Here is a 23,387-nt window from a genome sequence, read left to right as displayed (position 1 = left end):
CCTGGAATACCGCGTGAAATTCAGCCTGCCGAAAATCGCCACCGCCCCGTTCTGCCCGCCGGAAGTGGCCGGCTCTGTCGCTGTTGATCCCAAGGCCTCGTTTTTTAAACGGGTGCTGATGTTCGCTGGCCCCGGCCTGTTGATCTCCATCGGCTATATGGACCCCGGCAACTGGGCAACGGCCATTGAGGCCGGTTCACGCTACGGCTATAGCCTGTTGTTTGTGGTGCTGCTGGCCAGCCTGGCGGGGATGGCGGTGCAATGCCTGTGTTCGCGGCTGGGCATCGCCACTGGCAAGGACCTGGCGCAACTGTGTCGTGAGCGCTACAGCCAGCGCTCTGCTCGTACCCAGTGGGTGTTGGCGGAAATCTCCATCATCGCCACAGACCTTGCCGAAGTGCTCGGCTGCGCCCTGGCGTTTCACCTGTTGCTGGGCGTGTCGCTGACCACCGGCATTGTCATCACTGCATTCGACACGCTGTTGATCCTGGCCCTGCAAAATCGCGGTTTTCGGCGCCTGGAAGCGATCATGCTAGCGCTGGTCGCCACCATCGGCGTGTGCTTTTTCATCGAACTGGTGCTGATCAAACCCTACTGGCCCGACGTGCTCAGCGGGTTCACCCCGTCACTGTCGGCCATCAGCGATGCGGCGCCGTTGTACCTGGCCATCGGCATCCTCGGCGCCACGGTCATGCCCCATAACCTCTACCTGCACACCTCTATCGTGCAGACCCGCCTGATCGGCAAGGACCTGGCGAGCAAGCAGGATGCAGTCAAGCTGGCGCGTATCGATACCATCGGCTCCCTGGCCTTGGCGCTGTTGGTCAACGCCGCGATCCTGGTGCTAGCCGCAGCGGCCTTCTACAAGACCGGCCATACCGATGTGGTGGAAATCCAGGACGCCTATCACCTGCTCGACCCCTTGGTCGGCGGTGCTTTCGCCAGCATCCTGTTCGGTATCGCCTTGCTGGCTTCGGGCCAGAGTTCGACCTTTACCGGCACCATCGCCGGGCAAGTGATTATGGAGGGTTACCTCAACCTGCGCATACCCTGCTGGCAGCGCCGCCTGATTACCCGTGGGCTGGCGCTGATCCCGGCGTTTCTCGGGGTGTGGCTGATGGGTGACGATGCTATCGGCAAGCTGCTGATTCTCAGCCAGGTGGTACTGAGCCTGCAATTGCCCTTTGCGTTGTACCCGTTGATCCGCATGACCGGCGACAAGCAATTGATGGGGCCGTTCGTCAACCGGTTGCCCACGCGGCTGCTGGCGTGGTTTCTGTTCGCGGTGATCAGTGGGGCGAATGCGTGGTTGATCGGGCAGTGGGTGTTCTGAGCCAGGGTTGAGTCAGTGCTCTTTTTCTCAACCCGGCCTTCGAACAGTTTGCGCTCCGTCAGGGGGCGGTCACACTCACCGATCCCAATACGGCACCGTCCCAAAACACTCCACGAAATAGTCGATCACCGTGCGCACCTTCAGCGACAACCTGCGGCTGCCCGGCCACAACGCAGCGATCTGTTGGGGCTCCAGGGTTGTCGCGACCTCGTACTCACTCAGCACCGCCTGCAAGGTACCGGCGCGCAGGCTTTCGCCAATCAGCCAGGACGGAAACACCACCAGGCCCAGGCCTTGTTCGGCGGCGTGGGTGAGGGTGTCGGCGTGGTTGCCGGTGATGGGGCCGCTGACGCTGTACGCAGTCCAGTCGCCTTGGCCGCGGCGGAAGAACCAGCGCTGCTGACCGGTGATGCCTTTGTAGGCCAGGCAATGGTGGTGGGCCAGTTCGTCAGGGTGGCGCGGCGTGCCATGTTGGGCCAGGTAAGCAGGGCTGGCCGCGATGCGAAAGCGTTGCGGCGCGAAGATGCGCGCCTGCATGCCCGAGTCATTGAGCACGCCGATACGAAACAGCAGGTCGGTGCCATCTTGCAGCGGGTCGACGAAGGTGTCGGTTTGCTGGATATCCAGCTGCAACTTCGGGTAGCGCCGGCACAGCGCTCCCAGCCAGGGTGCAAGGTGGCGCTGGCCGAACACCATGGGCGCGTTGATGCGCACCAGGCCGCTGGGCTCGCTGTCTTGCTCCTGCAGGGCCTGGTTCGCCGTCTCCAACTGCTCCAGTAGCAAGCGTGCGTGGCGGCCCAGCAGGCGGCCGGCTTCGGTGGGGCTGACGGCACGCGTATGGCGGTAGAGCAATTGCTGGCCGACGGCCTGTTCCATCAGTTGAATCTGCCGCGAAATGGAGGAGGGCGCCAGGCTTTCGCGGCGGGCCACTTCGGAAAAGCTGCCTTGGTCCAGCACGGCCACAAACAGGCGTAGCGCCTTGAAACTCAGTTCATTCAAGCCCTGCATCATCTCTCCAGGCTGTGCGTTTTACGCAAAGGTGTTGTCCACATACTCCCATTTATCGCACAGCGCGGCCACCGGATAATGCGCGCCATGTTTTTCCTTTTTTGATACACGGGTGATGTATGCAGGCACGTTCTACCGAAGGCCTGGCGCAGGCCAGGCCGAGCAACAACCTTTTACGGCTGCTGCTGTTGCCGTTGGTGATTCTGGCGGGCATGGGCCTGTCGGTGGAGGCCGGGTTGCTCGGGCCATTGGGCGCGCAGGTCGGGCATTTGTGGGCGACGTTGAGCATCTTTGGCGTTGGCACGGCGATTCTGTTTTTACTGCTGCTGTTCAGCGGCCCGCAAAAGGGCCCGGCATTCACGCAGCTGCCGCGCTGGCAGTTGATCGGCGGGTTTCTGGGGCCGATGTATGTAGTGGTGTTGACCCTGGCTACACCGCACATCGGCATCGCGATGACCATGATCGCGATTCTCTCGGGCCAGGTGGGCAAGAGTGTGTTGATCGACCACTTCGGCTGGTTCGGCACCGCGCGCAAACGGGTCAATGGCGAGCGCTGGATCGCGTTGGCGTTGATTGTGGCGGCACTGGTTCTGATTGCACGAGGCTAAGGCGATGAATCTATTTATGTTGTTGGTGATGGTGATTGCGGCGGGGGCGGTGCTGAGTGTGCAGGCCGCTATCAATGGGCGTCTGGGCCAGACTGTGGGAGTGTTGCGCAGCAGTCTGTTGACTTTCGCGGTGGGCGCGCTGACCACGGCGTTGTTGATATTTTTCTTCGAGCCGGCCCAGGCCGTCAGCCTGCTGGAGGTGCCAAAGTGGCAATTGACCGGTGCCCTGTTTGGCGTGGTGTACATGATGGTGATGGTCGGCGCGGTGCCGGTGGTCGGTACGGCCGTCGCCACGGTGGCCGTGATTGTCGGGCAACTGGGCATGGGCATGTTGATCGACAACTTTGGCTGGCTGGGCAACCCGGCGATCGAGCTGTCGGGCAGTCGTATCCTCGCGATGCTGTTGCTCGCCCTGGCGTTGGTGTTCATGTACCGCAGTAATAGCCGCCGGGCCGACTGACGGCGCTGAACCATGCTTGCTTGCCCAGGGTCACTGCTTAAGGTGCGGCGCTCGCCGCATCGGACGACCATGAACAAGGAGTCTGACCATGCCAGATCAAACCTGTGCTTGCCCTCACTGCAAATGTGTACTGGGCGCTGACGCAATAATGAAAGACGGCAAGGGCTATTGCTGCCAGGGCTGTGCCGAGCACCATGCTCACGGTGAACCCTGCGCGGCGGCGACGGGATGCGAATGCGCCAAGTCGGCCCACGGTTGACAGGATTGACCTGCAGGCCCGGGCACCCGGTGCCTGCAGGATGAGTAAAAACAGTTCGCTTGCCGGCGACCAGTCTTTACCATGGTCGCCCGTCCTTGTTTGATGTGTACCGCCATGGCCCTGGCCGCGCCCCCCGACCTTAGTGATCACGCCGTTCCCGTGCAGCCGTTGGCGCGTACCTACCCGCGTGGGTTGTACGTAGAACCGCACAGCCACGATTGGGGCCAGTTGCTCTACGCCATGAGCGGTGTGATGTGGGTCGAGACGCCCCGCGAAGCCCTGGTAGTGCCGCCCCAGCGTGCAGTGTGGTTGCCGCCGGGGGTGGAGCACGGGATCCGTGTGGTCTCCGATTTGCAGATGCGCAATATCTACCTGCGCCCGGCGTTGGCGGCGACGCTGGACAGCCAGGTGCAGGTCATCGAAGTGGGCCGCTTGTTGCGGGAGTTGATCGTGACCTTGGTCGAGCAGGGTGATCACGGTGATGCGGTTTACTATGACGCTGTGGTGGGCCTGGCTCTGTTGGAGTTGCAACGCGCACGGCGCTCGCCTATTCGCATCGCCATGCCGGTGGCGGCGGATCGTCGGCTGATCAATGCGTGCCAGGCGGTCATGGCTGCGCCTTCCCTGGACATCCCGTTCGAACAGCACGCCGAGGCAGCGGGCGCCAGCGTGCGCACCCTGGCGCGGCTGTTCCAGCAGCACCTGGGCATGGGGTTTGCCCAGTGGCGCCGTCAGGTGCAGTTGGCCACGGCGGCTGCGGAGTTGATCCAAGGCCAGTCGGTGAGCGGCATAGCGCGCACCCTGGGTTACTCGCCCAGCAGCTTCAGCGACATGTTCCGACGCGAATTGGGCGTGTCGCCGTCGCAGTACCGGAGTTGGCCGAAATCCTGAAGCACTTGGCCGATACCCACGGTAGGTGCGCCCTAGACTGAGCCCATCAATCCACCGGGCGCAGCCTTCATGAGCTATTTGATTTCCTTGGCCATCGGCCTGTTTGTCGGCGTGATCTACGGCGCGCTGGACTTCCGCTCGCCTGCACCGCCCGCTATCGCACTGGTCGGCCTGATGGGCATGCTGCTCGGCGAAAAGCTCTGGCCCATGGCGCGGCAGTTGGTCAGTGGTTGGTTGTCCTGATCCCTTTTCCCTTCCACGGATGCCCTCTATGAACGCACTGCAATTTACCGACACCGGCGACCTCGCCCACCTGCGCCTGGTGGAGGTGCCCATGCCGGTACCGTCTGCCGACGAAGTGTTGGTCAAGGTCAACGCGGCGGGCCTGAACCCCAGCGACGTCAAAAACGTGCTTGGCCGTTTCCCCTACACCACGCTGCCACGCATCCCTGGGCGTGACTTCGCAGGCGTGGTGGTGGAAGGCCCGCAGGCATTGCTCGGCCAGGAGGTTTGGGGCACCGGTCGTGACCTGGGGTTTTTCGCTGACGGTTCCCATGCCCAATACCTGCGCGTGTCAGCCAAGGGCGTAGCGCACAAACCCACGCACTTGAGCTTTGCCCAGGCGGCCAGCCTCGGTGTGCCCTTTACCACCGCCTGGGACGCCCTGGAGCGCAGCGGCGTTGGCAAGGGCACGCGCTTGCTGGTGATCGGCGCCAACGGCGCGGTCGGCAGTGCGGCGTTGGCGCTGGCGAAGATACGCGGTGCGCAGGTATTGGCGGCCGTGCGCAAGGCCGATCAGCTCGAGTTGTTGCAGGCCCAAGGGCTGGAGGCGATTGCCTTGGGCAAGCCGGAGGAACTGGGCGCGCAAGTGCAGGCCGTGTTCAATGGCGGCGCCGACGTGATCTTTGACACTACCGGTTTCTGGCTGCCTGCCGCGGTGGCGGGGCTGGCACCGTTCGGCCGCATCGCCATCATCGCCGCCCCGGTTGACGGCCACGTGCAGTTACCGGCCCTGGCGCTGTACCGTAAGGGCGGGTCGGTGGTGGGGATCAACTCTTTGCTCTATAGCTGCGAACAATGCGCGGTGATGCTGGAGGCGTTTGGGCGCTTCTTTGATGAAGGCCTGTTGCCGCTGCCTACGGGGTTGCGTGAAGTGGCGTTGGTGGAGGGTGTTCAGTGCTATGCAGAAGTGAACAACGGCAGCCCAGACAAAATCATTTTCCTGCCCTGATGGGATAGAAATGTGGGAGCGGGCTTGCTGTGGCGAGGAAGCTTGCTCCCGCTCGACAGCGCAGCTGGAGCCGGCTTTTTTGGGGGCGCTACGCACCCCAGCGCAAGCAAGCTTGCTCGCCACAGCAAGCCCGCTCCCACAATGTTGATCTTTATTCGGTTTCGGGAACGCCTTTTTCCCACGCCGACCAGTTCTTCACAATCGCTTGGACCAACGGGTTGCCCGTGCGGTACAGGTTTTCCAGCGCCGGTACAAACCCACCCTGATCGGCATACTTGAGCAGGTTGTCCACTTCGCTGTAGCCAGGGTAAGGCCGGTCAAAGTCAGAGCCTGCGCGCACCACGGCCAGACGCTGGATATCCACCAAGCCTTCGCGGCTGGCGCGCAGCAGCGCTTCGTAGGTGGAGTTGTCCTCCTGTTGGGTGGTGCAGTATTCGCCTTTATTGTCGGTGAGCAACTGGGTCCAGACTTCGGCACGTTCGCTCAACCGCGTGCCGGAAAACCAAGTGTTGCCCGCCAGGGTGTCGCAGCGGGTGACTTGCGGCGGCTGGTTGGCCGGGGCGGCGGGGTAGTGTTTGCGCCAGGCGGCGGACTCTGTGCTTTCTGTCAGCTCCACCTTGTGCGACAAGGCAAACGCCTTGGCTTGCAGCTTTTGGTTGAGCTCAAACACTTCGGTCTTGTAGTCCAGCGGAGGTTTTTCGTTGGGCCCCTTGGTGTTGATCCCGATATAGCCCGTCGGCCAGTCCTTGGGCGCATCCCGTGAATCCAGCTCCCACTGCGTGCCGAACTCCACCAGGTAATGGGCCCAGGCGGCGGTACCGATGGTGCCGTGCTTGGGGTTGATGCCGGCGATCCCGGCGATCAGGAAGTAGCTCTGGCGCAGGTCGAACTTGGGCGACAAGGCCAGGGCCAGGGTAGATGCGGCAGCGTTGGTCTGGCCCATGCCGGTCACCAGCAGGCACACGTCCTGGTTGTTGCAGCGAATCACTGGATATTCGGCGGACAAGCCTGGAACGCGTACTTCTTGTTTAAGTTCGAGGCGGTCGATCCAGGTTTGCGCCTCGGGGGCAAACATGGTGATCAGCATCACCTTGGGTTTGATCGGTGCTGGGCTATCCGCCAGCACCATGTGGGGCAATAGGGCCAGGCCGAAGGCCAGCGAGACACGGGTCAATGCGTTCATCTACAGCTCCTTGATCAGAATTGATAGCCCACGCCGGCGTAGTAACCCCAGCCGTCTGAGCGTGCGCGGAAGTTGCCTTCGCCGAAATTCAACTCGCTGCCGTCCTCCCAGTTGCCGCCGTTGTGAAAGTAACGGCCGACCAGGGTAAAGCGCAGATGGGTAAACGAGTACAGCAACACGTTGGTGGCCACCAGGGAGTTGGCGGTGCGCGCCGGGTTGTCCTTGTGCAGGTCCGAGCCGAAATCGTAGTTGGTGAAACCGATGTAGGTCAGCGAGGCGCCGTTGTCGAACTTGCCGATGGGCACGATGTACTTCATCTGCGCTCGGTAGCCGTCCCAGGAATACTCATTGCTGGCGCCGTAGTTTTCCCACTGGTAGCGCCCGTAGAAATTGGCCGACAGGTTGACCCTCGAATGGGTGTCGATATCGGTACCCAGGCCGCTGTACAGGGTGTTGGCGCGGTTTTCCTTGCGGCTGCCGTGGTCGTAGATCCAGTCAAAGGCCACATACCATTCCTTGAATGGGCCAATTGCCAGGCTGCGTCCTGCGAGGTAGTCGATGGAGATCCGCGGTTCATGCTCCATGAACACCGGCGAGCCATGGTCCCACACACCTTTGTCATTACTGTTACCGATGGTGAGGATCTTCGGTACATCGATATAGCCGTACAACTCAAAGGGGCCCTTGCGCCCGAAGTACTCGTATTCCAGGTAGACGTCATCTTGAGGCTTGGGGCCGAAACTGATGTCTTTGCTGCCGATCAGCGTGAGGTCCTGGTTGAACCACTCGGACAGATACACGCCTTTTTTCGCCGGGGGGTTGGCTTCAGGGCTGAGGGTTTCGCCCTGTGCTGAGTCATCCACGGGCTTTTCCTGCGCCAAAATGGGTGCACTGAGTACTCCCGTAACGGCGGCCAGTAGCAACGAAACGCCAAGACCGGCACGAGGCTTTGAGGTGGGGTGCATTGAAAGTCCTTATTCTTACGCGGTTTAAACCCGATTCGACGGGGAGGAGTGAACTTGGCGGTCAAGTTCGTTCCGCAAACGTTTGCACAGGTTGTACCAACTTGGGTCAATGGCTTGAACTGTTTAGAAAAAAGAGCAATTAGCCGACGCTTTGGTCAGGAAAACACTGGGATTTCTGTCATCCTGATGCGTCACCCCTGTGGAGGAACCTTGATGTTCGAACACTACCTGCGTGCCTGGGAGCTGAGTGCTGATGGACAGCCTATCGTCACACCCGGCAGCGACCTGTTGCCGGTCCGCTGGAAAGGCGTGCCGGCGATGTTGAAAATTGCTCATACCCCTGAGGAAAAACTCGGCGGCCGCCTGCTGAGCTGGTGGGCAGGTGACGGCGCGGCACGGGTGTTCTCCCATGACCACACTGCAGTGTTAATGGAACGCGCAACGGGCTCAGGTTCCTTGATGCGCATGGCCCTCAATGGTCAGGACGACGAAGCCAGCCAGATCGCCTGCGCAACTCTGGCCCGGCTGCATGCGCCTCGTGTGTCGCCGCCCGAAGGGTTGGTTGGGCTGGATGAGTGGTTCCGATCCTTGTGGCACGCCGCCGAACAGGAGGGCGGTGTCTTACGCGACTGCGCGGCGACGGCCCGGATATTGCTGGCTGCGCAACAGGAGGTTGTGGTACTGCACGGTGATTGCCATCACGACAATATCCTCGACTTTGGCTCTCGTGGCTGGCTGGCGATTGATCCAAAGCGGGTGATGGGCGAGCGCGGTTACGATTACGCCAATTTGATCTGCAATCCGGACTTGCCGACCAGTAGCGATCCACTGCGTTTCAGCCGCCAGGTTGGGGTTATCGCCCTGGCGGCCGGCCTCTCACGTCCGCGTTTGTTGCAATGGGTGGTGGCTCATGCCGGGTTGTCTGCCGCCTGGTTTCTGGAAGACCAGGAGCGCGAGCGTGCCATGATTGAGTTGCAGGTTGCCCGTCTGGCACAGCAGGCACTGGCTCAAGGGGCGGACGAGTAGGGCGGCGGGTGATGGGCAACCGGGGTGAATAATTGAAGTGCGGCCTGTCGCCGGTACTCACTCGGCGTCTGGTGCATTTCGATACGAAAGTGGCGATTGAAATTCGACAGGTTGGCGTAGCCCACCTCAAAGCAGATGTCCGCCACTGACATCTGGCTGTGCAACAGCAAGCGGCAGGCACGCTGCACGCGGAACTTGCGCATCAGGTCGATAAAGCCGTGGCCAGTGTTGCGTTTGAAAAACCGCGAAAAGCCCGGTTCGCTCATGTCCAGTTGCCGGGCGATGTCCGACAGGCGTACATCGCCGGTCAGTTCCCGCATCAGGTAGTCAAGCGCCTTGTTGATACGTTCGGCGCTGCGCGCATCCAGGGTCGGTGCGTAGCACGGGCTGGCCAGGGTCTTGGCCTGTGAGGGCGGGGCGTTCTTCAGCGTATCGAGCAGTTGCAGAAATAGGGTCAGGCGTTGCAGACCATGGGCATTGCCGATGGCCTCCATCAGCCTGGCGGCGTGTGTGGCGGTTGCTCCGGTGAATTCGAGGCCGCGTCGCGCCTGTTCAAACAACGCCTGTAACTCGCCCAGTTCCGGCAGGGTGGTGCGCAGAGCGAGCAGGGCGGCGCCGTCGAATTGGAGCACCACATCACGCCCGTGCAGGTATTCGCCGGGGGCCAGGTCGCCGATCCAGTCGTGAGGCAGGTCAGGGCCGATCAGTGCGACATGCCCGGCGCTGAACGCACCGATATAGTCGCCCGCCACCAGCTTGCCGCTGCCTTGGCGGATCAGGTGGATTTCGAATTCAGGGTGGTGGTTCCAGCGTGCCAGTTCATAGGGATAGTCATGTTCGAACCAGCGAAAACCATGTTCCGGTTCGGTCAGGATCACCTCAAGCTCCGCAGGGCGATGCTCGAACAGGGTGGCGGGGCTGACGGGCATGATGCTGCCTCTTGTGGTGGTGCAATTTTCCCAAAATACCCGCACTGGCAATCGGTGCGCTAGCCCTGGTTTCGCCTGAGGCTGATACTTTTTTGATCCTGTGCCTCAGGTTAAAAAAGTATCAGCCGCGCATTCGCCAGCCGTTTGTGAGGCGGCAGGCCAAGCTGCTGTAATCGAGGCTCAACAACAAAGGTCGGCAAGCTGTTCTCGGCGGTGTTCACCGGCTACCGGCAATAACCTTCACAGGAGCCCCCATGAAACGACTCGAAAGTAAAAGCGCGCTGATCACCGGATCGGCGCGAGGCATTGGCCGTGCGTTCGCCCAAGCCTACATCGCTGAAGGCGCCACCGTGGCCATCGCCGACATCAACCTGCAACAGGCCCAGGCCACCGCCGCCGAACTGGGGCCCCAGGCTTACGCCGTGGCGATGGACGTCACCGACCAGGCCTCCATCGACGCGGCGATCGCCACAGTGGTGAGCCACGCTGGCAAGCTCGATATCCTGATCAACAACGCCGCCCTGTTCGACCTGGCCCCCATCGTCGACATCACCCGCGACAGCTTTGAACGGCTGTTCTCGATCAACGTCGCCGGCACCCTGTTCACCCTGCAGGCCGCAGCCCGACAGATGATCAGCCAAGGGCATGGCGGCAAGATCATCAACATGGCCAGCCAGGCCGGGCGGCGAGGCGAGCCGTTGGTGGCAGTTTATTGTGCGAGCAAGGCGGCGGTGATCAGCCTGACGCAATCGGCGGGGTTGAACCTGATCAAGCAGGGCATCAATGTCAATGCCATCGCCCCCGGTGTGGTGGACGGCGAGCATTGGGACGCAGTGGATGCGTTGTTCGCCAGGCATGAAGGGCTGGCGCCTGGCGAGAAGAAAAAGCGCGTAGGGGATGAGGTGCCGTTTGGGCGGATGGGCACGGCTGAAGACCTGACCGGCATGGCGATCTTCCTGGCGTCGACGGACGCCGATTATGTGGTGGCCCAGACCTATAACGTCGATGGCGGCAATTGGATGAACTAGCGGTTGACGCTGATCTAACTGTGGGAGCTGGCTTGCCTGCGATAGCGTTGGTGGATTCACTCGCCTCATCGCAGGCAAGCCCCACCTTTGAACTTCAGCGTTCTTGAGAATAGGGTAAGTCAGCAACGCATCGATCCCCGCAGTAAACTGTCCCATACTTCAAGATTTCTACGCTCGCCCGGAGGCGGTCGTACGTGCAGACCACCCGAGAACGACCATGAGCCTTTCGAAAGCTGCCATCGCTTCATTCGACGTCGACGCCCAGAAGAGCTTCACGCCTTTGTGTCCCAACGAGTTGCCAGTGGCCGGTGGCGACGGCATTGGTGCCGAACTCAATTACATGGCCAGTCTCGCCGGCCACCGCATCGGCAGCAAGGACGCCCACACCCCCCACGCACCCTGGGTGGTCGGGCAGCACAGCGAGATGCTGCAACCCACCGGCCTGGCCCATGCCGATGTGACCTGGGTCAGCCACTGCGTGCCCGGCACCGAAGGGTTCACCCTGCTCGATGAGTTGCCCACCCCCTATGACTACGACTACTTCATCTGGAAAGGGGTCGAGCCCGACCTGCACCCCTACGGCGCCTGTTACCACGACCTGCACGACAAACTGTCCACCGGCGTCATCGAGTACCTCAAGGCCCACGGCGTGGCCCGCGTGATCGTCGGCGGCCTGGCGCTGGACTATTGCGTCAAGACTACCGCGTTGCAATTGCTCAAGGCCGGCTTGCAAGTGATCCTGCATTTGCCGGCGTGCCGAGGCATCAGCGAGGAGGGCGGTGTACAGGCTGTCGACGAATTGCTCAAGGCCGGTGCATACATCAGTCGCACCCGCGAAGAACTGGCCCTGATTGCGCAGGGCTGAGCCTCAACGCTCAATCGACCGACTCCACCGCGCATTCCACTGCGGCCGTGCCTGGTTGACCTGGTCCCAATCAATCGAAATGGCGGTCTGCAGATAACTCTGCATGGCCTCCACCCGCGCGCGGGTTTTGTCGGTGGTGGGGGTGGTCGGGTTCGACGGGATCTGGTCACCTTCTTCCAACGCCGGCGCCTGGGCCTCGGCAGTCAGCAAGAACGCTGCGAGCTTCTGCGCCAGTTCCGGCTGGTCATTGCGGGCGATCACGCATTCGGCCACGTTGAGCACCACCGCACCTTCTTTGGGCTGCGCGTACTCCATCGGTATGCCGAGCAGTTTTTGCGTGGCGACCTGGGTCGGGGTCAGGGGGAAGATCGCGGCTTCGTCGGTCTGCACCATCTCGGAGATCTTTGCTGAGCTGGCGATGTATTCCAGCACGTTGGGGCCCACGGTCGTAGACCAGGCCTTGAAACCCGGTTCCACATTGCTTTCATCGCCACCCTGGATGCGGTTGAACATCAGGAAACCATGCAGGCCGAAGGTGGAGGAGGCCAGGGATTGGAACACCACTTTGTCCTTGAAGCGCGGGTCGGCCAGGTCCATCCATGAGGTGGGCGCGGCCCAGCCTTTGTCTTTGAACATCTTGGCGTTGTAGCCAAGACCGGTGACGCCCAGGGTCACGGCCACGGCTTCGTCCTTGATTCGGGCCTTGGCCGGGATCTGTTCCAGTGGCGGGCTCGGCGCGAGCTTGTCGCACAGGCCCATGGAGATGGCGCGGTACATGATGCCGTCGTCGAGGAACATCACATGCATCTGCGGGTTGGCCTGGTTGGCCTGGACCTTGGCAAGAATGTCCGATGAGGTGCCGGGTACGATCACGACCTTGGCGTTATTGGCCTTTTCGAAGGCGGGCAGCACCTTGTCGGCGTACACCCGTTCCATGGTACCGCCGTTCATGCCCAGGTACAGCGTGGGGGCGGCATGGGCCGTGCTGGTGAGCAAGGCGAGGGACAAGCAGGACAACGCGAGACGTGATTGCATGGGTTTTTTCCTCTCAGGCTTGGAAACGACGGATGGAAAACGCTTCGATGGGTTGGCGGCTGGCGCCGTCGCAGACGATCTCTGCCAGGGCTTCACCAACCGCGGGGCCGAGCTGGAACCCGGCGCCGGCAAAGCCGAAGCCGTGGAGCAGGCCGGGTTGGGTACTGCTGGGGCCGATCACCGGTTCGTGGTCGGGCAGGTAACCTTCGGTGCCGCTCCAGGTGCGAATGGCCTGGGCTCCCTGGAGAAACGGGTAGAGTTCGCCGGCATTGCGCAGGATCTCCAGCACCGCCGCCTGGCCCGGCCGGGCTTGCTGTGGGCCGAGGGCAAAGCCGCGCCCGCCGCCGAGGATGCAATTGCCACGGGCGACTTGCCTGGCATAGATGCCGCCGCCCTCGACGCCGGTGCTGACGGTCATCACTCCCCGCAGCGGCTCGGTGACCAGCATTGCCGGGTGCGCCGAGATAATCGGCACCGGCTCGCCCGATTGCGCGGCGACCTTGCCAGCCCAGGCGCCGGCGCAGTTGAGCAGCCAGGGCGCTTGCAAGTGCAGGCCGTTGGCGCAGTGCACCTGGAACAGTCGGCTGTCGTGCGCGATGCGGATCACCTCGGCTTGCTCGTACACCGCAGCGCCATGGCGTTGGGCGGCACGGGCAAAGGCTGGGGACACCAGTCGCGGGTTGGCATGCCCATCATCCGGGCACAACGAGGCGCCCACTGCCACGTCGCCCACCCAGGGAAAACGCTTGCGCAACTCGCTGCGGTCCAACAGCTGCAAGCCCAGGCCAAAGCCACGGGTCTGATCGGCGTAGGCTTGCAGTGCGGCAAAATCCCCGGGGCTGCGCGCCAGCTTCAAATGCCCGCAGCGCACGTATTCACCCTCAATACCAATCAACCCAGGCAGGTCGGCCCACAGTTGGTGAGCGCGCTGGGACAGCGGTAACTGATGCAAGGGCCGCCCCTGGCGCCGCACGCCGCCGTAATTGACGCCGCTTGAGTGCGAGCCACAAAAATCCCGTTCTACCAGTGCCACCCGCTGGCCTTTTCGCGCGAGCACCAAGGCCGCCGAAGCCCCGACGATGCCACCCCCCAAGACGATGACGTCGATCATGGCTGCACCTGCACGCCAAACGGCAGCGGCTTGATCGGCGCCTGGCCACGCAGACGCCCGATCTGTGGGAGGTCGCGGCCGCTGCGCTCTGCTACGATTTCCGCCGCCGCCAACCCGCACATCCGCCCTTGGCAGCGGCCCATGCCGACGCGGCAATGGGCTTTGACCCGGTTGATTTCCCAGTGGCCTTCATCCACCACGGCGCGCACCTCGCCGACGCTGACCTCTTCGCAGCGGCACAGGACCAGTTCGTCCGGCGCCTGCGCGGCCCAGTGCTCGGGGAAGGGGAACGCGGTTTCCAGGCCCTGGCGAAAGCGCTGGATACGCGCCAACTGCCGCTCCAGTGTGGCCCGGCGGTGCGGGTCGACCGCGACGCCGGTATCTTCCAGCAACGCCAGCGCGGCACATTCGCCGGCCATTTGCGCGGCATCGGCGCCCATGATCCCGGCGCCGTCGCCCGCCAGGTACACCCCTTCGACACTGCTGCGCCCGGCGCTGTCACGTTGCGGCAGCCAGGCGCGATTGAGCGGGTTCCAGGCAAACTCACAGCCGAGCAGATCGGCCAATTGCGTTTCGCTGCGCAGGGCGTGGGCGAAGGCCACCGCATCGCATGGCAGGGTCTGTTCGCCGAAGCGAATGCCACGCACCCGTTGGTCGCCGTCGATCTGCTTGAGCATTGCGCCCTGATGCACGGCAATCCCGTGGGCGGTCAGCCAGGCGCGGTAATACATGCCTTTGGCCAGGGTCGCCGGTTGCCTGAGCAGCGCTGGCAAGGCCCGGCATTGGGCGCTCAGCGGCGCACTGTCAAGCACCGCCAGCACCTTGGCACCGGCCTTTGCGTATTGGTACGCGACTAAATAGAGCAACGGCCCGGAGCCACAAAACACCACGCGTTCGCCAATCGCGCAACCTTGGTACTTCAAGGCGATTTGTGCCGCGCCCAGGCTGTAGACACCGGGCAATGTCCAGCCCGGCACAGGCAGGATGCGGTCGGTGGCGCCGGTGGCGACTATCACCTGCGCGTATTCGAGGCTGTCGGCGCGCCCGTTATTGAGCATGTCCAGGCGACCGTCCTCGGCGTTCCACACCAAGGTATCGGGCCGATAGTCGATCAAGGCTGCCAGTTCATCCATGGTGCGGTGCACGGCTTGGGCCTTGCGCGCTTCAAACCCGTAGACCTGCCTGGCGGTGCGTTGAAACCCTGGAGGTTGGCGGCGATAAATCTGCCCGCCACCGCGCGGGCTCTCATCCACCAGGCAAGGTGTGATGCCGTGGTCGAGTAACGTGCGCGCCGCGCTGATCCCCGCCGGGCCTGCACCCACAATCACCACCGGCTTCATGGCTGGCGCCCCGGGTCACGGCTGATCGCCTGGCCGTCTTCAAGCAGGGTCGAACAGGCGCGCACCCGCCGCCCATCGGCCAGCCGCACCCAACAATCCTGGCACGCGCCCATCAGGCAAAACCCGGCGCGGCGCTCGGCACTGAAATCGCTGCCGCGCAGGTGCTCGGCACAGGTCAGCATGGCGGTCAGCAGGGTGTCGCCGAGCAACCCCGTGGCGGGTTGGCCGTCGAGGGTAAAGGCCAGGGCAGGGCGTTGGGTTTCGCTCAGTCGCTTGAACAAGGCCATCAGTGTTTCCCCACCAGTACGCGGTCCAGGCCGTAGACCCGGTCGAGCACAATCATGGTCGCTGCCGTCAGTGCGATGACCAGCGCCGAAACGGCGGCCATCATCGGGTCGATAGACTCGGTGGCGTACACATACATGCGCACCGGCAGGGTTTGCGTGGCCGGCGAGCTGACGAAAATCGACAGGGTCACTTCATCGAAACTGTTGATGAACGCCAGCAACCACCCACCGGCCACGCCAGGCAAAATCATTGGCAGGGTGATCTGCCGGAACAGCGTAAAGCGCCCGGCGCCGAGTGATTCGGCGGCCTGCTCGGCACTGCGATCAATGCCGATGGCCGCCGCCAATACCAGGCGCAGCACGTAGGGGGTGATGATCACCACGTGCGCGAGCATCAGCCAGGTAAAGCTGCCGTTTACGCCCATCAGCGCAAACAGGCGCAGCATGGCCACCCCTAGCACCAGGTGCGGAATGATGATGGGCGACAGGAACAGCGCGCTGAAGAAATTGCGCCCCGGGAACGCATAGCGACTGATCGCCAGGGCCGCCGGCACCGCAATCAGGGTCGCCAGCGTGGCGGCGGTGAAGGCCAGGATAAGGCTGTTGTAGAACGCCTGGATAAAGTCAGCGCGTTCGAACACTGCGCGAAACCAGCGCAGGGAGAAGCCCGACGTGGGCAGGCTCAAGGTGTTCTCTGGCGTGAATGCCACCAGGCACACCACCACCAGCGGCGCCATCATGAACAGCACCACCACCGCATGAAAGCCGAGGGCCAAAGGACCGTTTCTGGACATGCGCTTAAACCCCCAGGGACTTTTTGTAGCGGCCTTCGACCATGCGATTCCAGCTCAGCATGATCAGCAGATTGACCAACAGCAGCGCCACCGCGAGGGTCGCGCCCATGGGCCAGTTGAGTTCCGAGAGGTACTGGTCGTACACCACGGTGGCGACCATCTTCAGGCGTCGCCCGCCCAGCAGACCGGGGATCGCAAAGGAGCTGGCGGCCAGGCCGAACACGATCAATGTGCCGGACAGCACACCGGGCATCACTTGGGGCAATACGATCTTGCGCATCACCGTCGCTTGGCTGGCGCCCAGGGACAACGCCGCCTGTTCGGCTGACGGATCGAGCTTTTGCAGGGAGGTCCACACCGGGATGATCATGAACGGCAGCATCACGTGCACCAACGCGATGATCACGGCGAAGGGCGTATACAGCAGCTTCATCGGACTGCCGCCGAGAGCCTGGATCATTTGGTTAATCAGCCCGTCGGCACCCAGCAGCAGGCTCCAGCCAAACGCGCGTACCACCACCGAGATCAGCAGCGGTGTGAGGATCACTATCAGGAAAATCGAGCGCCACGGCGTGCCCATGCGGCTGAGGATGTAAGCCTCCGGCACGCCGATCACCACGCACAGTAGCGTCACCAGGGCACTGATCCAGAACGTGCGCCAGAAAATCTCGTAGAAGTAGGCGTCGCTCAACAGCGCCCAATAATGGGCCAAGGTCCACTCATCGACCTTCACGCCCACTTGGTAGTCGAACACATTGAACGACAGCACCAGGGTCAAGCCCAGCGGCACGATCAGCAGCCCGGCAAACAGCACCAGCGCTGGCAGCGAGAGCAGGTAACCGCGACTCATGGATGCACCTCATCGGCGGCCAGTACCCGCAGCAAATCGGCCTGCCATTGCAGGCCCACTGCCGCGCCGCCAGCCAAAGGTGCGCTGCCGTCGTTACTGCGCACCACAGTGATTTCGCCCAGGGCGGTGTGTACGCGGTACAGCCATTGGCTGCCGAAAAAGTAGCGGTCCAGCACTTTGCCTTGCATGCGCCCGGTTCCAGGCTCCACCAGTTGGATTTTTTCCGGGCGCAGGCTCAGGGTCAGTTCGCCTGCGCCGCCGTCGTGACGCACTTGGGGTGCGCCGAGCGCATCGTAGTCGCCGGCCAGCAGGTTGGCCTTGCCGACGAAGTCCGAGATAAACCGCGTGCGCGGGTGCTCATAGAGCTTGTACGGCGCGTCGATCTGGGTCACACGCCCGGCCTGCATCACCACCACACGGTCGCTGATGGACAGGGCTTCGGCCTGGTCATGGGTGACCATCAGGGTGGTGATGCCCACCGCGCACTGGATACGACGGATTTCAAATTGCATCTCTTCGCGCAGGTTGGCGTCGAGGTTGGACAGCGGCTCATCGAGCAACAACACCGGCGGTTCGATCACTAGCGCACGGGCCAGGGCCACGCGCTGGCGCTGGCCGCCGGACAGCTCACGAGGGTAGCGCTGCGCATGCTGGGCCAGGCGCACCAGCTCCAGCACGGTATTGACGCGGGTGGCGATATCGGCCGCAGGCACCTTGCGCATCTTCAGGCCGAAGGCCACGTTGTCGCGCACGCTCATATGCGGGAACAGCGCGTAGCTCTGGAACACCACGCCCAGGCCACGGCTGGCGGGTTTCGCGTGGGTAATGTCGCGACCGTCGAGCAGGATCTGGCCTCCGCTGACGTCGACGAAACCGGCGATCATTTGCAGGGTGGTGGTCTTGCCACAGCCTGAAGGGCCGAGCAGGGAAACGAACTCGCCTTGTTCCACCGCCAGGTCAGTGGCGACCACCGCATCGACGGCGCCATAGCGTTTGCTCAAGGCCTTGAGTTGGAGAAATGCCATGTTTGCGTTCCACCTTTATTCAGTCGCGTCTAAACGCGCTTTCTTGTTTTGGGCAGATGCGAAAAGTGCGGTGCCGGTGCGTTGGCGCTCGATCTCAAGTCGGCTGCCGGTTGTTGTTCAATTCGCCCCTGTGGACGCAGATTAGGACGAAGACTAGGATGGGTGGAAGGTAGAATTTCACTCAACGGACTACTATTTTGCGATTTATTCATTGAGCAGAATTACTAACGAGATTAGGTGTTATGGATTCCACTGAGCGAATTGATGGCGGCAAAGAAGTCGGTGCGGGCAGCGTCTCCCGGTTGTTTGCTGTGCTGCGAGCCCTGGGGGAGGTACCCGAGGGCGGCGAGCGGGTCACCCAGCTCGCCCAACAGGTGGGCTTGTCCCAACCCACCACCCATCGTCTGCTGCGCAGCCTGATGGACGAAGGCATGGTTGAGCAGGATGCACGCAGCAAACGCTATCGCTTGAGTCTGGAGTTCTTCGCGTTGGCGGCCAACGCGGGCAAGACCGGCAACCTGCGCGACCTGGTGCGCCCCAGCCTGTTGCGCCTGAGCGCGTCGCTGGGGGACTCGCTGTTCCTGCTGGCGCGCAGCGGCTTCGACGCCATTTGCCTGGACCGCAGCGAGGGTCCGTACCCGATTCGTACCTTCACCGGCGATATCGGTGGGCGCGTGGCCTTGGGTGTGGGGCAGGGCAGCCTGGCGATCCTGGCGTTTCTGCCGGAAGAAGAGCGCGAGACGGTGATCCGCTACAACCTGCCACGGCTCAAGGACTTCCACCTGTACGACGAAGTGCTGCTGCGCTCCGAAGTGGAGAACGTGCGCAAGCTGGGTTATGCAGCACGCAACACCGGTGTGCTGGAAGGTATGGCAGGGCTGGCGGTGCCCATCCTCAACCGCGACGGGTACGCGGTCGCGGCGTTGAGCGTGGCGACCATCAGCGACCGCCTGGGGCCGAGCCGCTTGCCGATGGTGGTGGAGTTGTTGAAGCGCGAGGCGGCGGCCATCGGGCCGCGGCTCAATCCGTTTGACCCGACGTTGCGCAGGCCGTCGCAGACCTTTGGGGGTTAACCCGGGCCTTCACAACAGCATATTGGATCCAGTTACGGTATAACCCTGAGACGCTTTCGTGATTCGAGGCCCCATTTTTCATGCAAAACCCTTTGCAACGTCCGCTGTGGCAAATCTATCTGTTGTTCCTGGCACCGATGGTGCTGTCCAATTTCCTGCAGAGCTTTTCCGGCACCCTCAACGGCATTTACGTCGGCCAGATGCTGGGCACCCAGGCCTTGGCCGCGGTGTCGGGGATGTTTCCCATCGTGTTTTTCTTTATCGCCCTGGTGATCGGCCTGGGGGCGGGCGCCTCGGTGTTGATCGGCCAGGCATGGGGCGCCCAAGAGACCGGAATGGTCAAGGCGATTACCGGTGCCACCCTGACCCTGGGCGCGTTGGTGGGCCTGGTGGCCGCCGTGATGGGCAGCCTGTTTGCGCGCCCGGCATTGCAGGCGTTGGGCACGCCGGTGGATGTGCTCGACGATGCGGTGGGCTACGCCCAGATGATGATGTTGATCATGCCGTTGCTGCTGGTGTTCATCCTCTATACCCAACTGCTGCGTGGCGTCAGCGACACGATTTCGCCGTTGCTGGCATTGATGGTCTCCACCCTGGTGGGCTTGCTGCTCACGCCTGCGCTGATTCGCGGCTGGATCGGCCTGCCACCCATGGGCATCCAGAGTGCGGTGTATGCCGGGCTGGTGGGTAACGCCTTGGCGATGCTGTTTCTGATCCTGCGCCTGCGCCACAAAAACCACGTGATGGCGCCAGACCGCGAGCTGCTTGCCGCCTTGCGCCTGGACCGCGTTATCCTCGGCAAAGTCCTGCGCATCGGCCTGCCGACGGGCTTGCAGATGGTGGTGCTATCGCTGTCAGAGCTGGTCATCCTGGCTTTGGTCAACGGCCACGGTTCCCAGGCCACGGCGGCCTATGGCGCGGTGACGCAGATCGTCAACTATGTGCAGTTCCCGGCGCTGTCGATCGCCATTACCGCCTCGATCCTCGGCGCCCAGGCGATTGGCGCCGGGCGCCTGGAGCGCATCGGGCCGATCCTGCGCACGGGGCTTGTAATCAACCTGTGCCTCACCGGTGGCTTGATCGTGCTCGGCTATGGGCTATCCCACTGGTTGCTGGGCCTGTTCATCACCGACGACAGCGCACGGGTACGGGCCGAACACCTGCTGCACATCATGCTCTGGAGCATTCTGGTATTTGGCTTCCAGGCGGTGATTGGCGGCATCATGCGCGCCAGCGGGGTGGTGCTGATGCCGGTGGCGATCTCGATCTTCTGCGTGCTCTGCGTGGAACTGCCAATGGCCTATCTGTTCAACGCCCACTTCGGATTGGAAGGAGTGTGGATGGCATTTCCGGTGACCTACCTGGCGATGCTGGTGTTGCAGATCGCCTATTACCGCTTGGTGTGGCGGCATAAGCAGATCAAGCGGTTGGTGTGAGGCTCAGCCCGCGCAAAAGCAGCTCCAGGCCTTGCAAGCCTTCCTCCAGCCGTGTACTCGGGTGCTCATCGCGGGCAATCCACAATGCGGTATTGACCAGGCTGCCGTTGATCAACTGCGCCAGTGCGTGGCTGGGGGCCGTAGGCATCAGGCCCGCTTGCATCAGGGCCTCCAGCAATTGGCGCAAGGACTCCACGCAGTGTTGCTGGGAGCCGGTGTCGCCCAGTACCGCCGGGGCATCCTGCAATACAATGCGCTGGATTTCCGGGTCCTGGGCCATGCGCAGATAGGCGCGACAGCGCTCGCAAAAACCACTCCAAGGCTCTACGGCCTGCTCCGAGATGCGTTGCAAGCGCACGTCCATCTCGCTGTCGAGTTGAGCGACCACCGCTGCCAGCAGCCCTTTCTTGTCACCAAAGTGGTGATACAGCGCACCGCGCGTCAGGCCGGCACGGGCAGTAAAGTCATCCATCGAGGTATTGGCATAGCCTTGGGTGGCGAAGGCCCGGCGTGCGCTCGCTATCAGGCGGGCGCGGGTGTCTTCGATCATTTCAGCTCGGGCTCGGCTCATGGGCGTCTCTTGGCTAAGTGATTGACATACGCTGCGTATGCGAAGCATGATCTACCACATACGCGTCGTATGTATTTTGCCCTGATGGATTCAGATAGCAAGCCCAGGGCGTCGAGCAAGAGGTCAAGCAGGATGGCAAACCCCTACGCTGAGTTATTCCAGGTCCCCGGTGCCCGGGCCTTTGTGCTCGCGGGCATGCTGGCGCGCATGCCGATATCCATGACCGGCATCGGCCTGATCACCATGCTGTCCCAGGTACATGGCGGCTATGGCCTGGCCGGTTCGGTGGCGGCGGTGTTTGCCCTGGCCACGGCGATTTGCGCGCCGCAAGTGTCACGTTGGGTGGACCGCTACGGCCAGGGCAGGGTGCTGCCGATTGCCGCGCTGATCGGCGGCGGGGCGCTATTGATGTTGCTGCTGTGTACGCGGTTGCACGCGCCGAATTGGACGCTGTTTCTGTTCGCCGCGCTGGCGGGCTGCATGCCCAATATGTCGGCCATGGTGCGGGCGCGCTGGACCGAGTTGTACCGTGGCCAGCCCAGGCTGCAAACCGCGTTTGCCCTGGAGTCGGTACTCGATGAGGTGTGCTTCATCATCGGCCCGCCCATTTCGGTGGGGTTGAGCGTGGCGGTGTTCCCAGAAGCCGGGCCCCTGGTGGCGGCGCTGTTGCTGGGGGTGGGCGTCACCACCTTTGTGCTGCAACGGCAAACCGAGCCACCGGTACACGCGCATCAGGGCGCGCACGGTCGTTGGCTGATTGCTTCGCCGTCGGTATTGATCCTGATGATTTTGCTGTTGGCCATGGGCGTGATCGTCGGCGTGGTGGATGTGGTCAGCGTGGCCTTCGCCCAGCATCAGGGCCAGCCGGCGGCGGCAAGTATCGTGCTGTCGGTGTATGCCATTGGTTCGTGCCTGGCCGGGTTGGCCTTCGGTGCCCTTAAACTCAAGGCACCGTTGCCACGCCAGTTCCTGTACTGCGGCGTAGCCACGGCGTTGACCACCTTGCCCTTGCTGCTGGTGAGCAATATTCCCGGCTTGGCCGCTGCCATCTTTATCTCCGGGCTGTTCTTTGCGCCCACCTTGATTGTGTCGATGGCCATGGTGGAGCAGATCGTCCCGGCCAGCCGCCTGACCGAAGGCATGACCTGGCTGATCACCGGCCTGAGCATCGGCGTGGCCATTGGCGCCGCGAGTTCGGGGTGGATGATCGACCACTTTGGCGCCACCAGCGGATTCTGGGTGGCGCTGGCGGCGGGGGCGGTGGTAGCGGGCTCGGCGGTAGGGGGGTACCGGCGGTTGGGATAGTCAGCCAATCGTCGGGCATGGCTCTGGGTAGTGATGCTGCAGAAATTCGTTCAGCGCCTGACGCGTGAGATCATTCAATGTCACTTTCTTACGGTTTGCCGCCAGGGCAGCGGCCAAATGCAAGTCATGCCCGACACGTACGTTGAATGAACCTTTGCACGGTTTCTCCGGCGTGTGCCCCAGGCTCTGGCAGGTAGCGAGATAATCATCCACCGCGCCACGGAAGGCTGCGTCCAGTTCAGCCACAGTTTTGCCTTCATAGCTCACCAATGCCTTGATGAACAGGATTTTACCAAACAGGCAGTTGTCCTCGAGGCTGGCTTCGATGGAGCCGATGTAGCCTTTGTGTTTCAGTTGGTTGTTCACTGAATCAGTTCTCCTGATTTCAATTGTTCGATGATCTGGCGCCGAATGTAGTGTTTCAGTTCGTTGCCGGGGTGAGGCTTGTGCAGGGTGATCATTGCACTGGGGTCGCCCATGTCGAACTTGACCCGGCTTCCGGCCCCTTCAATCTGTGTGTATCCCAATCGGCGTAATAACGTGACGAGCTCAGACCAGGTAAATGCCATGTGCTCATTGAGCAGTTTGGCGAGCAGCTTTTCATTCTTGGACACGGCGTTCCCTGCGTGTAACTAAATGTAGTTGCAAAAAGTGGTGTTCGTCAATGCTAGCTCAGCTTCGTGCGGCTTCGCGGGGATTGATGTAACCCCCGATGACAGCCTGTGCGGCGCCCCCCATTCCCCCGCTAATTTTTCCCCGCCCGGTTCGTTTTAT

At 62.4% G+C, this 23,387-nt stretch carries 27 protein-coding genes; 13 read left to right on the top strand and 14 right to left on the bottom strand.

All coding sequences use genetic code 11. The features are described 5' to 3' along the window. Positions 1-13: 13 nt before the first annotated feature. The gene (locus RHM69_RS07665; RefSeq protein WP_054918680.1) at positions 14-1,333 is read left to right on the top strand and encodes an Nramp family divalent metal transporter; all 1,320 of its coding nucleotides are present in this window, start codon (positions 14-16) and stop codon (positions 1,331-1,333) included. A 75-nt stretch (positions 1,334-1,408) separates the two neighbouring features. On the opposite strand, the gene RHM69_RS07660 is transcribed toward RHM69_RS07665, so the two are convergent. After that, positions 1,409-2,341: a LysR family transcriptional regulator gene (locus RHM69_RS07660; protein WP_014718847.1), complete on the bottom strand. Its 933-nt coding sequence runs from the start codon at positions 2,339-2,341 to the stop codon at positions 1,409-1,411. 119 nt (positions 2,342-2,460) lie between these two features. On the opposite strand from RHM69_RS07660, the gene RHM69_RS07655 reads away from it, so the two are divergent. The 6 genes from RHM69_RS07655 (at position 2,461) to RHM69_RS07630 (ending at position 5,790) form a co-directional block, all read left to right on the top strand. After that, a complete protein-coding gene (locus tag RHM69_RS07655; protein ID WP_014718846.1) occupies positions 2,461-2,949 on the top strand; it encodes a DMT family transporter in 489 nt (162 codons plus the stop codon). Positions 2,950-2,953: 4 nt separating this feature from the next. Further along, positions 2,954-3,409, top strand: a complete 456-nt coding sequence (locus RHM69_RS07650) for a DMT family transporter (RefSeq protein ID WP_014718845.1) — start codon at positions 2,954-2,956, stop codon at positions 3,407-3,409. Positions 3,410-3,497: 88 nt separating this feature from the next. Next, positions 3,498-3,668, top strand: coding sequence for a putative metallothionein (locus tag RHM69_RS07645; RefSeq protein ID WP_019816816.1), 171 nt, complete (start codon positions 3,498-3,500; stop codon positions 3,666-3,668). A 114-nt stretch (positions 3,669-3,782) separates the two neighbouring features. Continuing rightward, positions 3,783-4,559 (top strand): AraC family transcriptional regulator, encoded by a 777-nt coding sequence (locus RHM69_RS07640; protein ID WP_019816817.1) that lies wholly within the window; start codon positions 3,783-3,785, stop codon positions 4,557-4,559. Positions 4,560-4,628: 69 nt separating this feature from the next. Further along, complete coding sequence (locus RHM69_RS07635; protein ID WP_014718843.1) at positions 4,629-4,802, top strand: DUF1427 family protein; 174 nt, start codon at positions 4,629-4,631, stop codon at positions 4,800-4,802. Positions 4,803-4,830: 28 nt separating this feature from the next. Next, positions 4,831-5,790 carry a quinone oxidoreductase family protein gene (locus RHM69_RS07630; RefSeq protein ID WP_014718842.1) on the top strand — a complete coding sequence of 320 codons (960 nt, stop codon included), beginning with the start codon at positions 4,831-4,833 and terminating at the stop codon, positions 5,788-5,790. Between the two features lie 151 nt (positions 5,791-5,941). Here the strand turns inward: RHM69_RS07630 and RHM69_RS07625 are convergent, their stop codons facing one another. Together RHM69_RS07625 and RHM69_RS07620 are read right to left on the bottom strand one after the other, a co-directional pair. Then, on the bottom strand, positions 5,942-6,973 hold the full coding sequence (locus RHM69_RS07625) for a purine-nucleoside phosphorylase (protein ID WP_014718841.1): 1,032 nt from the start codon (positions 6,971-6,973) through the stop codon (positions 5,942-5,944). Positions 6,974-6,987: 14 nt separating this feature from the next. Beyond that, on the bottom strand, positions 6,988-7,938 hold the full coding sequence (locus RHM69_RS07620) for a nucleoside-specific channel-forming protein Tsx (RefSeq protein WP_032872109.1): 951 nt from the start codon (positions 7,936-7,938) through the stop codon (positions 6,988-6,990). A gap of 213 nt (positions 7,939-8,151) precedes the next feature. On the opposite strand from RHM69_RS07620, the gene RHM69_RS07615 reads away from it, so the two are divergent. Further along, complete coding sequence (locus tag RHM69_RS07615; protein ID WP_200599917.1) at positions 8,152-8,964, top strand: aminoglycoside phosphotransferase family protein; 813 nt, start codon at positions 8,152-8,154, stop codon at positions 8,962-8,964. On the opposite strand, the gene RHM69_RS07610 is transcribed toward RHM69_RS07615, so the two are convergent. Beyond that, complete coding sequence (locus RHM69_RS07610) at positions 8,946-9,893, bottom strand: AraC family transcriptional regulator (protein ID WP_014718838.1); 948 nt, start codon at positions 9,891-9,893, stop codon at positions 8,946-8,948. The two genes, RHM69_RS07615 and RHM69_RS07610, sit on opposite strands and share 19 nt — an antisense overlap. Before the next feature lie 254 nt (positions 9,894-10,147). Here RHM69_RS07610 and RHM69_RS07605 point away from each other — a divergent pair, with 254 nt between their 5' ends. Then, positions 10,148-10,921, top strand: a complete 774-nt coding sequence (locus RHM69_RS07605) for an L-iditol 2-dehydrogenase (protein WP_014718837.1) — start codon at positions 10,148-10,150, stop codon at positions 10,919-10,921. Positions 10,922-11,138: 217 nt separating this feature from the next. Further along, positions 11,139-11,786: a nicotinamidase gene (locus tag RHM69_RS07600; RefSeq protein ID WP_014718836.1), complete on the top strand. Its 648-nt coding sequence runs from the start codon at positions 11,139-11,141 to the stop codon at positions 11,784-11,786. Positions 11,787-11,789: 3 nt separating this feature from the next. On the opposite strand, the gene RHM69_RS07595 is transcribed toward RHM69_RS07600, so the two are convergent. From RHM69_RS07595 to RHM69_RS07565, 7 genes are read right to left on the bottom strand one after another with little or no spacing between them, the layout of a single operon-like run. Continuing rightward, entirely contained in the window at positions 11,790-12,821 is a 1,032-nt protein-coding gene (locus RHM69_RS07595; RefSeq protein WP_038450466.1) for an ABC transporter substrate-binding protein, read from the bottom strand. Positions 12,822-12,834: 13 nt separating this feature from the next. Then, complete coding sequence (locus RHM69_RS07590; protein WP_200599881.1) at positions 12,835-13,932, bottom strand: NAD(P)/FAD-dependent oxidoreductase; 1,098 nt, start codon at positions 13,930-13,932, stop codon at positions 12,835-12,837. After that, positions 13,929-15,272, bottom strand: coding sequence for an FAD-dependent oxidoreductase (locus tag RHM69_RS07585; protein ID WP_014718833.1), 1,344 nt, complete (start codon positions 15,270-15,272; stop codon positions 13,929-13,931). Before RHM69_RS07585 ends, RHM69_RS07590 begins: the two co-directional genes overlap by 4 nt. Beyond that, complete coding sequence (locus RHM69_RS07580) at positions 15,269-15,559, bottom strand: (2Fe-2S)-binding protein (protein WP_014718832.1); 291 nt, start codon at positions 15,557-15,559, stop codon at positions 15,269-15,271. Before RHM69_RS07580 ends, RHM69_RS07585 begins: the two co-directional genes overlap by 4 nt. After that, positions 15,559-16,353: an ABC transporter permease gene (locus RHM69_RS07575; RefSeq protein ID WP_014718831.1), complete on the bottom strand. Its 795-nt coding sequence runs from the start codon at positions 16,351-16,353 to the stop codon at positions 15,559-15,561. Before RHM69_RS07575 ends, RHM69_RS07580 begins: the two co-directional genes overlap by 1 nt. A 4-nt stretch (positions 16,354-16,357) precedes the next feature. Beyond that, positions 16,358-17,203: an ABC transporter permease gene (locus tag RHM69_RS07570; protein ID WP_014718830.1), complete on the bottom strand. Its 846-nt coding sequence runs from the start codon at positions 17,201-17,203 to the stop codon at positions 16,358-16,360. After that, positions 17,200-18,228, bottom strand: coding sequence for an ABC transporter ATP-binding protein (locus RHM69_RS07565; protein ID WP_014718829.1), 1,029 nt, complete (start codon positions 18,226-18,228; stop codon positions 17,200-17,202). Before RHM69_RS07565 ends, RHM69_RS07570 begins: the two co-directional genes overlap by 4 nt. A 242-nt stretch (positions 18,229-18,470) precedes the next feature. On the opposite strand from RHM69_RS07565, the gene RHM69_RS07560 reads away from it, so the two are divergent. Together RHM69_RS07560 and RHM69_RS07555 are read left to right on the top strand one after the other, a co-directional pair. Beyond that, positions 18,471-19,301, top strand: a complete 831-nt coding sequence (locus RHM69_RS07560; protein ID WP_019816829.1) for an IclR family transcriptional regulator — start codon at positions 18,471-18,473, stop codon at positions 19,299-19,301. Positions 19,302-19,381: 80 nt separating this feature from the next. After that, positions 19,382-20,737 (top strand): MATE family efflux transporter, encoded by a 1,356-nt coding sequence (locus RHM69_RS07555; protein WP_200599879.1) that lies wholly within the window; start codon positions 19,382-19,384, stop codon positions 20,735-20,737. On the opposite strand, the gene RHM69_RS07550 is transcribed toward RHM69_RS07555, so the two are convergent. Further along, positions 20,721-21,308 carry a TetR/AcrR family transcriptional regulator gene (locus tag RHM69_RS07550; RefSeq protein ID WP_094774097.1) on the bottom strand — a complete coding sequence of 196 codons (588 nt, stop codon included), beginning with the start codon at positions 21,306-21,308 and terminating at the stop codon, positions 20,721-20,723. The two genes, RHM69_RS07555 and RHM69_RS07550, sit on opposite strands and share 17 nt — an antisense overlap. A 132-nt stretch (positions 21,309-21,440) precedes the next feature. Between RHM69_RS07550 and RHM69_RS07545 the strand changes: the two genes are divergently transcribed. Then, positions 21,441-22,613 (top strand): MFS transporter, encoded by a 1,173-nt coding sequence (locus RHM69_RS07545; protein ID WP_122365675.1) that lies wholly within the window; start codon positions 21,441-21,443, stop codon positions 22,611-22,613. Here RHM69_RS07545 and RHM69_RS07540 read toward each other — a convergent pair whose 3' ends face one another. Continuing rightward, positions 22,614-22,979 (bottom strand): type II toxin-antitoxin system HicB family antitoxin, encoded by a 366-nt coding sequence (locus RHM69_RS07540; RefSeq protein WP_014718824.1) that lies wholly within the window; start codon positions 22,977-22,979, stop codon positions 22,614-22,616. Then, positions 22,976-23,227 (bottom strand): type II toxin-antitoxin system HicA family toxin, encoded by a 252-nt coding sequence (locus tag RHM69_RS07535; RefSeq protein ID WP_014718823.1) that lies wholly within the window; start codon positions 23,225-23,227, stop codon positions 22,976-22,978. The genes RHM69_RS07540 and RHM69_RS07535 overlap by 4 nt, the downstream gene beginning before the upstream one ends. Positions 23,228-23,387: the final 160 nt, after the last annotated feature.

This window comes from Pseudomonas sp. CCI1.1, from assembly GCF_034348165.1.
GTDB classification, from domain to species: Bacteria; Pseudomonadota; Gammaproteobacteria; order Pseudomonadales; family Pseudomonadaceae; genus Aquipseudomonas; species Aquipseudomonas paracarnis.
Note: the sequence above shows the minus strand (reverse complement) of the source record. Positions and strands in the feature narration are given on the sequence as shown.

Bases quoted from the DNA above. Each gene is read 5' to 3' on its own strand.
- RHM69_RS07610 (WP_014718838.1), bottom strand. From the start codon at position 9,893: ATGCCCGTCAGCCCCGCCACCCTGTTCGAGCATCGCCCTGCGGAGCTT.
- RHM69_RS07630 (WP_014718842.1), top strand. From the start codon at position 4,831: ATGAACGCACTGCAATTTACCGACACCGGCGACCTCGCCCACCTGCGC.
- RHM69_RS07605 (WP_014718837.1), top strand. From the start codon at position 10,148: ATGAAACGACTCGAAAGTAAAAGCGCGCTGATCACCGGATCGGCGCGA.
- RHM69_RS07650 (WP_014718845.1), top strand. From the start codon at position 2,954: ATGAATCTATTTATGTTGTTGGTGATGGTGATTGCGGCGGGGGCGGTG.
- RHM69_RS07570 (WP_014718830.1), bottom strand. From the start codon at position 17,203: ATGAGTCGCGGTTACCTGCTCTCGCTGCCAGCGCTGGTGCTGTTTGCC.
- RHM69_RS07660 (WP_014718847.1), bottom strand. From the start codon at position 2,341: ATGCAGGGCTTGAATGAACTGAGTTTCAAGGCGCTACGCCTGTTTGTG.
- RHM69_RS07595 (WP_038450466.1), bottom strand. From the start codon at position 12,821: ATGCAATCACGTCTCGCGTTGTCCTGCTTGTCCCTCGCCTTGCTCACC.
- RHM69_RS07600 (WP_014718836.1), top strand. From the start codon at position 11,139: ATGAGCCTTTCGAAAGCTGCCATCGCTTCATTCGACGTCGACGCCCAG.
- RHM69_RS07580 (WP_014718832.1), bottom strand. From the start codon at position 15,559: ATGGCCTTGTTCAAGCGACTGAGCGAAACCCAACGCCCTGCCCTGGCC.
- RHM69_RS07590 (WP_200599881.1), bottom strand. From the start codon at position 13,932: ATGATCGACGTCATCGTCTTGGGGGGTGGCATCGTCGGGGCTTCGGCG.
- RHM69_RS07615 (WP_200599917.1), top strand. From the start codon at position 8,152: ATGTTCGAACACTACCTGCGTGCCTGGGAGCTGAGTGCTGATGGACAG.
- RHM69_RS07565 (WP_014718829.1), bottom strand. From the start codon at position 18,228: ATGGCATTTCTCCAACTCAAGGCCTTGAGCAAACGCTATGGCGCCGTC.
- RHM69_RS07560 (WP_019816829.1), top strand. From the start codon at position 18,471: ATGGATTCCACTGAGCGAATTGATGGCGGCAAAGAAGTCGGTGCGGGC.
- RHM69_RS07575 (WP_014718831.1), bottom strand. From the start codon at position 16,353: ATGTCCAGAAACGGTCCTTTGGCCCTCGGCTTTCATGCGGTGGTGGTG.
- RHM69_RS07585 (WP_014718833.1), bottom strand. From the start codon at position 15,272: ATGAAGCCGGTGGTGATTGTGGGTGCAGGCCCGGCGGGGATCAGCGCG.
- RHM69_RS07620 (WP_032872109.1), bottom strand. From the start codon at position 7,938: ATGCACCCCACCTCAAAGCCTCGTGCCGGTCTTGGCGTTTCGTTGCTA.
- RHM69_RS07555 (WP_200599879.1), top strand. From the start codon at position 19,382: ATGCAAAACCCTTTGCAACGTCCGCTGTGGCAAATCTATCTGTTGTTC.
- RHM69_RS07550 (WP_094774097.1), bottom strand. From the start codon at position 21,308: ATGAGCCGAGCCCGAGCTGAAATGATCGAAGACACCCGCGCCCGCCTG.
- RHM69_RS07640 (WP_019816817.1), top strand. From the start codon at position 3,783: ATGGCCCTGGCCGCGCCCCCCGACCTTAGTGATCACGCCGTTCCCGTG.
- RHM69_RS07625 (WP_014718841.1), bottom strand. From the start codon at position 6,973: ATGAACGCATTGACCCGTGTCTCGCTGGCCTTCGGCCTGGCCCTATTG.
- RHM69_RS07635 (WP_014718843.1), top strand. From the start codon at position 4,629: ATGAGCTATTTGATTTCCTTGGCCATCGGCCTGTTTGTCGGCGTGATC.
- RHM69_RS07655 (WP_014718846.1), top strand. From the start codon at position 2,461: ATGCAGGCACGTTCTACCGAAGGCCTGGCGCAGGCCAGGCCGAGCAAC.
- RHM69_RS07545 (WP_122365675.1), top strand. From the start codon at position 21,441: ATGGCAAACCCCTACGCTGAGTTATTCCAGGTCCCCGGTGCCCGGGCC.
- RHM69_RS07645 (WP_019816816.1), top strand. From the start codon at position 3,498: ATGCCAGATCAAACCTGTGCTTGCCCTCACTGCAAATGTGTACTGGGC.